At 66.5% G+C, this 10,297-nt stretch carries 11 protein-coding genes; 9 read left to right on the top strand and 2 right to left on the bottom strand.

Going from position 1 to position 10,297, the window contains the following annotated elements; genetic code table 11:
* Positions 1-375 precede the first annotated feature (375 nt).
* Both QMC81_10870 and QMC81_10875 read right to left on the bottom strand, forming a co-directional pair.
* Positions 376-714: a spore coat protein gene (locus QMC81_10870; GenBank protein MDI6907969.1), complete on the bottom strand. Its 339-nt coding sequence runs from the start codon at positions 712-714 to the stop codon at positions 376-378.
* Between the two features lie 54 nt (positions 715-768).
* Complete coding sequence (locus QMC81_10875; protein MDI6907970.1) at positions 769-1,041, bottom strand: spore coat protein; 273 nt, start codon at positions 1,039-1,041, stop codon at positions 769-771.
* 134 nt (positions 1,042-1,175) lie between these two features.
* Between QMC81_10875 and QMC81_10880 the strand changes: the two genes are divergently transcribed.
* From QMC81_10880 to QMC81_10920, 9 genes are all read left to right on the top strand, one after another.
* On the top strand, positions 1,176-1,502 hold the full coding sequence (locus tag QMC81_10880; GenBank protein ID MDI6907971.1) for a hypothetical protein: 327 nt from the start codon (positions 1,176-1,178) through the stop codon (positions 1,500-1,502).
* Between the two features lie 181 nt (positions 1,503-1,683).
* The gene (locus QMC81_10885; protein ID MDI6907972.1) at positions 1,684-2,085 is read left to right on the top strand and encodes a (2Fe-2S)-binding protein; all 402 of its coding nucleotides are present in this window, start codon (positions 1,684-1,686) and stop codon (positions 2,083-2,085) included.
* Between the two features lie 81 nt (positions 2,086-2,166).
* The gene (gene miaB, locus QMC81_10890) at positions 2,167-3,495 is read left to right on the top strand and encodes a tRNA (N6-isopentenyl adenosine(37)-C2)-methylthiotransferase MiaB (protein MDI6907973.1); all 1,329 of its coding nucleotides are present in this window, start codon (positions 2,167-2,169) and stop codon (positions 3,493-3,495) included.
* Positions 3,496-3,562: 67 nt separating this feature from the next.
* Positions 3,563-6,154, top strand: a complete 2,592-nt coding sequence (gene mutS, locus QMC81_10895) for a DNA mismatch repair protein MutS (GenBank protein ID MDI6907974.1) — start codon at positions 3,563-3,565, stop codon at positions 6,152-6,154.
* 34 nt (positions 6,155-6,188) lie between these two features.
* Positions 6,189-7,940, top strand: coding sequence for a DNA mismatch repair endonuclease MutL (gene mutL / locus QMC81_10900; protein ID MDI6907975.1), 1,752 nt, complete (start codon positions 6,189-6,191; stop codon positions 7,938-7,940).
* Positions 7,941-7,969: 29 nt separating this feature from the next.
* Complete coding sequence (locus tag QMC81_10905; GenBank protein ID MDI6907976.1) at positions 7,970-8,770, top strand: class I SAM-dependent methyltransferase; 801 nt, start codon at positions 7,970-7,972, stop codon at positions 8,768-8,770.
* Positions 8,770-9,750 (top strand): tRNA (adenosine(37)-N6)-dimethylallyltransferase MiaA, encoded by a 981-nt coding sequence (miaA, locus tag QMC81_10910; GenBank protein MDI6907977.1) that lies wholly within the window; start codon positions 8,770-8,772, stop codon positions 9,748-9,750. The genes QMC81_10905 and miaA overlap by 1 nt, the downstream gene beginning before the upstream one ends.
* 25 nt (positions 9,751-9,775) lie before the next feature.
* Complete coding sequence (hfq, locus tag QMC81_10915) at positions 9,776-10,027, top strand: RNA chaperone Hfq (GenBank protein ID MDI6907978.1); 252 nt, start codon at positions 9,776-9,778, stop codon at positions 10,025-10,027.
* A gap of 15 nt (positions 10,028-10,042) precedes the next feature.
* Positions 10,043-10,297, top strand: a 255-nt coding sequence (locus QMC81_10920; GenBank protein MDI6907979.1) for a methionine gamma-lyase family protein, incomplete at its 3' end; no start/stop codon positions are given.

Raw genomic sequence — 10,297 nt, forward strand, 5'->3', positions numbered from 1 at the left:
GCGGGAGACCGGGGTCGAGGCCACGGTGACCAAGGTCACCGATCTCAAGGAGATCCTGGGCTATGGGATCATGGCCACGCCGGGCGTGGTGATCGACGGCGTGGTCAAGGTCTCCGGCCGCGTCCCGTCGCGGCAGGAAATCGCGCGGTGGCTTCAGCAGCGATAGCACCGGTGAAGCGCGGCGGGGAGTTGGAACCATCAAAGACAAGTACGACAACTGCAGTGATCAAGAGATCATCGGCGTTCTCCTTTACGTCATGGTGGCTAAGATTATCATTGATCCGGTTAAGTAACTGCAGACTTCTGCCGCCGGTGCGGTAAAAATGAGGCGGACCACCGTAAGAAGGCGGCCCGCCTCGGGTTTTTTCGCGGATATTACCACCGGGGCTGGTTGACGTTCGGGGCGCCGTAGGTCGCCTGGCCCATGCCCGTCTGGTATCCCTGATAGCCCTCCTGGTACGTCTGCTGCTGAGGCTGTTGCTGCATTTGGGCCTGGGCGCTGGGGCGGGCCGGTTCCACGGGATACCAGCCCCGTTGGTGCATCAGATCAAAGCACGACTTTGCGGCGTTGGTGAGGTCGTTATGCAGCCGGAAAAAGGTATTCCGGACCTGATCCGTGGACGACTCCAGGAGGGCGGTATGGTAGGTGGACGAGGCCCACTTGCAGTCCTTCAGGCAGTCGGCCAGGATGTCTCTGTCGTTAAGCTGCGGCAATGCTGTTACCTCCTTTGCATAGAATTGCAGTGCCAGCCGGTACTCGCGCCTTTCTTAGGAGTAGCTTTGGCCCGGGAGATTCGCCCCCGCGGCGAAGCCGCCGCCTGCCTGCATCTGCTGGCCTGCGGCCATGCCGGGCACCCCGCTCTGGGACATAATATTCTGCAAGGCGCTGGCGTGCTGCTGGCACATCCCCTGAAGCTGGTGCAGGAAGTTGCGAATCTGCGGATCCTGCGCCTGGGCGGCGAAGGCGGCCAGCTTCCTGCTCTCCACGTCCTCGAATCGCATCATCTCATGGAGGGAGAGCTTCTCAAATTCGGAAATCATCCTTTCACCTCCTTGATTTTCCCTTATGATGCCTCGGGGGTGTTCCATTTATGCCTCCGGCCGGGGCATCAGGCATAGATTTCACGCCCGGTACGCAGAATACAGGCAAAAGCTGCGCAGGGGAGATGGTCGTCTTGCTCTGGTCCCACGGTATTAACCTGGTTCTCGGCTTCTGGCTGCTGGTGGCTCCGCTGGTCCTGCCCACGACGGGTGTCGCGCGGGCGAACGACTGGATCCTGGGGGTGATCATCCTCGTCCTAACCGTCCTCAGTATCAGGAGCCACGCCCACTGGCCGAACTGGGCGAACGTCGCCGCCGGGGTCTGGCTGGTGATCGCCCCGTTCGTCCTGGTCTATACGGGAGTGGGCCGGATCAACGATATCCTCGTCGGGTTGGTGGTGGCGGGCGTGACGCTCTACACCCAGCTCCTGAACCAACGTCCCGCCGCCGACGTAGAATAGCCCGGGCCCCGCGGCCGGTCCGCAACCCCCCGTGCCGGGGGGTTTTCCGTTTCGTCGAGAGGGTTGGATGATGATGCAGCTTTCGGCAGGAAAGGACCATCCTGCCGGGTCGGGCCCGCGGTTATGCTATAATGTGGTGATAGAGGAGGCGGGAACCGTGGATGATGCCCGCACGCCGATCATGACGGCGGACCTTTGTACCTCTGAGGGGTTTGCGGAGAAGGTGACGGCTTGCTGTCCGGTCTGCGGCGGTGCGGGACAGAGGGTTCCCGTGGTGACGGTACGTTCCCTGGTCAGGGAAGACTTGGCGGCGCCCGAAGGAGAATACGCCATATGCCTGGCTCCCGGCTGCCCGGTGGTCTATTTCGGTCCGGCGCTTTTCCGGAAGGGCGACCTGACGGTACGGGTCTGGTTCAAGGAGAAGGATGAGCCGAAACCGATCTGCTACTGTAAGAACGTCACCGAGGCCGAGATCCTGGCGCACATCCGGGCCGGCTGTTGCCATACGCTGGAAGACATTCAGCGGCATACCGGGGCCGATACGGGGAAACAGTGTGCGGTCAAGAACCCGACCGGCCGGTGATGCGGTCCGGTGGTGCGGTCGGTGATCGCCCGGGGCACGGAAACCAGGGATTGAGGGATTAACGGAGGGGAAGAAGACCTGTTGCGCTATCACCTGGTTACGTTCGGCTGCCAGATGAACGAAGCCGACAGCGAGGTCATGGCCGGCCTGCTGGACGGCATGGGTTACGAGCGCACCGATGACATGCGGCGGGCGGACGTGGTGCTGCTCAACACCTGCTGCGTCCGCGAGACGGCGGAGAACAAGGTGTGGGGATTGCTGGGCGCCCTGAAGGCCGTTAAGGCGCGCCGCCCTGACATGGTTATCGGGGTGAGCGGCTGCATGCCGCAGCAGGCGGGCATGGCCGAGGAGATTTGCCGCCGTTTCCCCCACGTGGACCTCGTGTTCGGTACCCACAACCGGCATGAACTGCCCCGGATGATAGAGGAGGTCCGGGCCGGCCGCCGGCCGCTGCATGAGGTCTGGGAAAAGGCCGATGTCATCCCCGAGGGGCTGCCGGTGCGGCGCGAGAGCGGGCTGCGCGCCTGGGTCCCGATCATCTTCGGGTGCAACAATTTCTGCACCTATTGCGTTGTTCCTTATGTGCGGGGCCGTGAGCGGAGCCGTCGGCCGGAGGACATCGTCGCCGAGATCACCGGCCTGGTTGCCCGGGGCTACCGCGAGGTGACCCTGCTGGGCCAGAACGTCAACTCTTACGGTAAGGACCTGCCTGACGGGGTGGACTTCGCCGATCTGCTCATGCGCCTTGACCATGTCGAGGACCTCTGGCGCATCCGCTATACGACATCCCACCCGCGGGACTTCTCGGACAAGCTGATCGACACCATCGCCCGGGGCGAGAAGGTCTGCGAACACTTTCACCTGCCGGCGCAGGCCGGGTCCAACCGCATCCTGAAGGCCATGCACCGCGGCTACACCCGGGAGTATTACCTGGGCCTGGTAGAACGCATCCGCCGTGCCGTACCCGGGGCGAGCATCACTACCGACCTTATGGTCGGTTTCCCCGGGGAAACAGAGGAAGACTTCGCGGACACCCTCGACCTGGTGCGGCGGGTACGCTACGACCAGGCCTTCACCTTCGTCTACAACCCGCGTTCGGGAACGCCGGCCGCCGGGCTGCCCGGCCAGGTCCCACGGGAGGTAAAGAGCAGGCGTATCCAGGAGCTGATCGCGCTGCAGAAGGGGATCAGCTTGGAACTGAACCGCGCCCTGGTGGGCCGGATGGTCGAGATCCTGGTCGAGGGGGCGAGCGAAACAAACCCCGGCCTTCTCGCGGGCCGCACGCGCACCAACAAAACCGTCGTTTTCCACGGCCCCGGTGAATTGGTCGGGCGCCTGGTGCCGGTGACGGTCAGGGCCGCCCACCTGACGCACCTCGAGGGCCAGGTAACCGAAAATTCAGAAACTTAAAACCCGGGGTCAGGCCCTTTACTTAAAAGACCCCTTGCTTAACAGGGGAGTGTTGCCCTTGGCGGCGGTGACGCCGATGATGGAACAGTATTTGCGGATCAAAGAGGAGCACCCGGACGCCATTCTCCTCTTTCACCTCGGCGATTTCTACGAGATGTTCTTCGACGACGCCCTGCTGGCCTCGCGCCTGCTGGAGATCACCCTTACCGGGCGTGACGGGGGGCCGCTCGGCCGGGTGCCGATGTGCGGCATCCCTGTTCATGCCGCGGAGGGGTACATCGCCCGGCTGATCGAAAAAGGCCAGCGGGTGGCCGTGTGTGACCAGGTCGAGGACCCCAAAACCGCCAAAGGCGTGGTCCGCCGCGCGGTGACGCGGGTCATCACCCCGGGCACGGTTATCGAGGGGAACCTGCTCGACGAGAAGGCCAACAGCTTCCTCGCCGCCCTGGTAGGGGGTGGGGAGGAAGGCTGGGGCCTGGCCGTGGCCGATGTCAGCACGGGAGAGGTGAACACGGCCTTCCTCGACGGTCCCCGGGCCGAAGCAACACTCATCGATGAGTTGTCCCGCCTGGCCCCGCGGGAGATCCTTGTGCCGGATGAACTGGCGTCCAGGCTGGACTGGTCCGCCTTGCCGGGCCCGCCGGCCCTCACCGTGCGCCCGGGCGAGTCGTTTGCCCTGCCGGCCGTGGCGGATGTCCTGCGCGCGCAGTTCCCCCGTGAGGAACTCGAACGGGCGGCATGGGCGCGCCAACCGGCGATGATCCGTGCCCTGGGAGGGCTGTTCGCCTACCTGGCCGCCACCCAGTTAAGGCCCCTGGCGCACCTTCGCCGGGTGCGGGTCTACACCCCCGGCCGGTATATGGTCCTGGACGCGGCGACACGGCGTAACCTGGAATTGACGCGGTCGCTGGTCGACGGCGGGCGCCGGGGGACTTTGCTCGGCGTCCTTGACTATACCGAAACGGCAATGGGCGGGCGCCTGCTGCGGGGTTGGATTGAGCAGCCTCTTCTTGATCCCGAGTTAATCAACGAACGTCTGCAGGCGGTAGGCGAGTTAGCCGCGGACACCCTGCGCCTGGACGCGCTCCGCCCCGCCCTGTCCCGGATCTACGACCTGGAGAGGCTGGCGGCGCGGGTGGCCTATGGGACGGCCAACGCCCGCGACATGCTGGCCCTGAAGGCCTCGCTCGAGGCCGTGGCCGCCCTGCGGGAGGCGGCCGGCGGACTGTCGAGCGCTCTGGCCCTCCGCCTCGTGGAAGCCCTTGACCCCTGCCCGGAGCTGATCGGTCTCCTCGGGCGCGCCCTGGCCGACGAGCCGCCCGTCACCATCCGCGAGGGGGGGCTCATCCGTGAGGGCTACGACGCGGAGGTCGACCGCCTGCGGCGGCTGGGCCGGGAGGGGAAGGACTGGCTCCTGGCCCTGGAGGCCGAAGAGCGGGAGCGGACGGGCATCCGGTCCTTGAAGGTGGGCTATAACCGCGTGTTCGGTTATTACATAGAGGTCACGAAGAGCAACCTGCACCTGGTGCCGCCGGAATACCAGCGCCGGCAGACGCTGGCCAACGCCGAGCGTTTTGTCACCCCGGCCCTCAAGGAATACGAGGAACAGATCGTGCATGCCCGCGAGAGGCTGGTGGAATGCGAGTACCGGCTCTTCGTGGAGATCCGGGAGCGGGTTCTGGCGGAGGTCCCCCGCCTCCAGCGCCTGGGGACCACGGTCGCCCGGTTGGACGCCCTGTATGCCCTGGCCGTGGCCGCCGTGCGCCACGGGTACACGGCCCCCCGGGTCACGGCCGGCGGACGGATCTTCATCCGCGAGGGGCGTCATCCGGTGGTGGAGCAGGCCCTCGGCCCCGGGGCTTTTGTGCCCAACGACGCCCTCCTGGACGACGACGGACAGCGCATGCTGATCATCACCGGGCCGAACATGGCCGGCAAGAGCACCTACATGCGCCAGGTTGTCCTGATCGTCCTGATGGCCCAGATGGGGAGTTTCGTACCGGCCGCGGAGGCCGAGATCGGGGTCGTGGACCGGATCTTCACCCGGATCGGGGCCTCGGACGACCTGGCCGGCGGGGCGAGCACCTTCATGGTGGAGATGCGGGAATGCCGGACGATCGTCGAACAGGCCACCCCGCACAGCCTGGTGATCATGGACGAGGTCGGGCGGGGGACGGCCACCTTTGACGGCATGAGCCTGGCCCGTGCTTTACTGGAGTACATCCACGAGCGGGTGGGGGCCAAGACCCTTTTTTCAACGCATTATCACGAGCTGACGGCCCTTGAGGACAGCCTCCAGGGGGTAATGAACTACACCACGCGCGTCGCGGAGGACGGGCAGAACGTCATCTTCCTGCGCAAGGTCGTCCCCGGTAGGGCGAACCGGAGCTACGGCCTGCATGTGGCGCGGCTGGCGGGCCTACCGGAGGAGGTCATCGGGCGGGCGGCGGTGATTCTGGCCACCCTGGAGCGGGAGCAATGGTCCTCGGGGGTCAAGGAGGCCGGCCCCGGGGCCCGGGTGACGCAGCTCCAGATGTTCATCCCCGAAGGGGAACAGGTAGTCCTCGAAGAGTTGCGCCGCCTGAAAGTGGACGAGCTGACCCCGTTGCAGGCTTTGAACCGCCTGGACGAACTCCAGCGAAAGCTGAAGGAGAAATAGGTGCGGCGGGGGCATTTAGCAGGGAGGTACAACTATGGGACGGATCACTGTGCTTGACCCGGCCACCGTGAACCAGATCGCCGCCGGCGAAGTCGTCGAGAGGCCGGCGGCGGTGGTCAAGGAACTGCTCGAGAACGCCCTGGACGCCGGAGCGCGGAAGATCCACGTCGAGGTGGCCGGCGGGGGGCTGGATCGTATCGCGGTCACGGACGACGGGTGCGGGATGGACCCGGATGACGCCGTTCTGGCCTTCGAGCGGCACGCCACCAGCAAGATCCGGCAGGCCGGCGACCTGGCGGCGGTCAATACGCTGGGTTTCCGGGGCGAGGCGTTGCCGAGCATCGCCGCCGTGGCGCGGGTCACCCTCCGCACCCGTACGAGGGATGCCCCGGGCGGCGTTGAGCTTCGCCTGGAAGGCGGTCGTCTCCTCGGCACATCTCCGGTCGGGGTGCCGGCGGGGACGACGGTGGTGGTCGAGGACCTGTTCTTCAACACGCCGGCGCGCCACAAGTTCTTGCGCTCTCCTTCATTCGAGGGGGGGCTGTGCACCGAGGCGGTGGGGCGCCTCGCCCTGGCCAGGCCGGAGGTGGCGTTTACCCTGCGGGCCAATGACCGGCAGGTCTTTGCCACCCCCGGACGGGGAAATCTAAAGGAGACGATTGCCGCCGTCCTAGGCCCGGCCACGGCGCGGGAGATGGTCCCGGTGACCTGGGATGGGGAAGGGATCACCCTCGACGGCTTCGCCGGACGCCCGGCCCTGACACGCAGCTCGCGCCGGCAGCAGACCCTGATTATTAACGGCCGTTACGTCAAGAGTTTCATCGTGGCGGGGGCGATCGACGGGGCTTACCGCGACTTTGTGCCCGCGGGACGCCACCCGGTGGTCGTGCTTCACCTGAATATCGACCCGGCGGCGGTGGACGTCAACGTTCACCCGGCCAAGCTGGAGGTCAAGGTCGCCGACCAGGCGGCCCTGGTACGCCTGGTGCTGGCGGCGCTGCGGGCGGCGCTGGGCGGGGCCGCGCCGGGAAGGACGGCGGCGGACGTTGAGGCGGAGGAGCCTCCGGGACGGCCCGGTCCGCCGGCCGCGGGCGGTTGGGCGGGGGGCGGCTTGCCGCCGGCGGGCGGAAGGTTTCGGCAGGCTGCGCCTGAACTCGGCGCCGCGGCCGAAGCTTTGGCCTTCTACGCTCCTGCCGCCCCGTCCCTCTTAAGGTATCTCGGCTGGTTCTTCCCGACCTACATCCTGGCGCAGGGGCCGGACGGCCTTTATATCATCGACCAGCACGCCGCCCACGAGCGCGTGCTCTACGAGGAGTTCATGGACCGCCTGTCCGCCCGGGGCGGGGCAAGCCAGATGCTGGCCGCGCCCGTTTCCCTGGAACTCGGGCCGCGCGAGACGGCGGTCGCGGAGGAGTATGGCGGGATCCTCGAAAAGCTCGGTTTTATCGTCGACTCCTTCGGCGGGGGGACGGCCGTCCTGCGCGGCGTACCGGCGGCCGGATGGCGGGGGGAAGACGCCGGCGGCGCGGCGGAACTGTTCCGGGATGTTCTGGAAAGGCTGGGCGAGAGCGGCGTTTCCGACCCGGTGGCGGCCCACGGCCTGCTGGCGGCAAGCCTGGCATGCCACCGGGCGGTCCGCGGCGGGTCGGCCCTCGACCCGGCGGAGGCACAGCGCCTCCTGGACCGCCTGGAAGCGGCGCGGGAACCGGCGGTCTGCCCCCACGGGCGGCCGACGTACTTCAAGATCACTGCGGCGGAGTTGGCCCGGCGCTTCCAGCGAGCATAAGGGGGCGTCGCGGAGCGAGGAGGATCAGCTTGCCCAAAGTCATCGTCACCACCGGGCTGCGCAGCGGCCCGGACCGCCGGGCCCTGGCCGCCGGCCTCAGCCGGGAACTGGAATGCCCCTTCATACTGCGCGACGGCCGTTCCCTTGCCCAGTTGCAGGGTGAGAGCGGAGCCGAGGCCGTGGTTGTCGTGGGCGGGCGCAGGGTCTCTCTTTTTTATGCCGGGAGGGAGCTTTTCTTCCACCCGGGGATGGCCAAGCTGCGCATAAAGGAGTTGCGCGCTGGGAAAACTGACCAAATGGTGAAAGCCATGGACCTTCGGCCGGGGCACCGGGTACTGGATTGCACCCTGGGCCTGGCGGCCGACGCTCTGGTGGCCAGTTACGTGGTCGGGCCGCGCGGGCTGGTGCTCGGGCTGGAAGCCTCCCGGCCGTTGGCCGTGATCGTGCGCCACGGGCTGGCGACCTACGGCGGGAAGAGGGAAGCGCCAGACCTGCTGGCCGCCATGCGGAGAATCGGGGTGGCGCACGCCGATCACCGGGAGTTCCTGGCCCGCACTCCGGCGGGAGCCTATGACGTCGTCTACTTCGACCCGATGTTCCGCCACCCGGTGTACCGCTCCAGCGCGATGGAACCCCTGCGGCCCCTGGCCGAAACGGCCCCGCTTGACACGGCGGCCATAACCGAGGCGAAGCGCGTGGCGGCCCGCCGCGTGGTCGTCAAGGAGCGGCGGGATGGCCCCGAGTTTGCCCGCCTGGGCCTGACGCGGGTGGAGAGCGGGCGTTATTCCCCGGTGGCCTTTGGGATCCTGGAGCGGGGGAGGGACTACTGATGGGGGCGGAGCAGCGCCGTCCGCCCCTGGGCGTCATCACCGGGCCCACGGCGACCGGTAAAACGGCCGTTTCCATCGCCCTTGCGGAACGCCTGGCGCGGGGTGCGGAGATCGTCTCGGCCGACTCGATGATGGTCTACCGGGGGATGGATATCGGTACGGCGAAGCCGAGCCGGGTCGAGATGCGGGGCATACCCCACCACCTGATCGACGTGGCGGACCCCGACGAGCCCTTCAGTGTCGCCCGGTACCGAGAGTTGGCCGAGGCGGCGGTCGCCGGTATCCTGGCGCGGGGGCGCCTGCCCCTGCTGGTGGGGGGAACCGGTCTCTATATCCGGGCCGTCCTGGACGAATACCACTTTGCGGCCCCGCCGGACGAAGGCCTGCGGCGCGAGTTGGCCGACGCCGTCCGCCGCCACGGACCGGAATGGCTGCACGCCCGGCTGGCGGAGGTCGATCCGGTACGGGCCTCCGCAATACACCCGCGCAACGTGAGGCGGGTCATCCGCGCCCTTGAGATCTTCCGGAAGACCGGCCGGCCGCCGAGCAGCTTCGCGCCCCGGTTTGAGCGGGGCCGGGAGAGGTATGCGGCCTGGGTCTTTGGTCTCTTTATGGACCGTGAGCGCCTGTACCGGCGCATTGAGGAGCGGGTCGACGCGATGCTGGCGGCGGGCCTGGTGGCGGAGGTTGAGGGCCTGCTGGCCCGGGGCTACAGGATGGACCTGCCGTCGATGCACGGCCTGGGATACAAAGAAATCGCCGCTTATCTGGCGGGGGAGATCCCCTATGAGGAGGCCGTGGCGCTACTGAAGCGGAACACGAGGCGTTATGCCAAGCGTCAGTTCACCTGGTTTAAGACCGACCCGCGTATACACTGGATTGAGGTCGGGGAAAACGCCGATCCAATGGCGGTGGCCGAACAAATTCTGGTTCTCACAGCAGGAGAGCCGGACTGGGCGGCGAAACAAGCATACTATTAAATTTTCCAAAACGGAGGGAACTCCATTGACCAAGGCCCAAATCAACCTCCAGGACGCCTTCCTGAACCAACTCCGCAAGGAGAATATACCCGTGACCATCTTCCTGGTCAACGGGTTTCAGTTAAAGGGTCTGGTCCGGGGGTTTGACAACTTTACGGTGATTCTTGAAAGCGACGGTAAGCAGATGATGGTCTACAAGCATGCGATCTCGACGATCAGCCCGTCCAGGCCGGTAAACACCTCGCCGGCGGTCGCCGAACAGAAGGGCGGGCAGTAGAGAGTCAGCGAAGGTATGGCAAACATTGATCTTGCGGCCCTGGCCGACGCCGTGGAGGAGGAGGTCCGGGCCGTTTACGCGGCTGTCGATGAAATCGCCCTGGCCAACCACGCGCGCGTCCTGTCCGCTTTCCGCGCCGAGCGGGTCAGCGACTTCCATATGCGGGGCAGCACCGGCTACGGCTACGGAGACGCCGGACGGGAGACCCTGGACCGTGTTTGGGCCCGTGTCTTCGGGGCCGAGGCGGCCATTGTGCGGACCCAGATCGTT

The sequence above is a fragment of the Thermoanaerobacterales bacterium genome, from assembly GCA_030019475.1.
Lineage (GTDB): Bacteria > Bacillota > Desulfotomaculia > Desulfotomaculales > JASEER01 > JASEER01.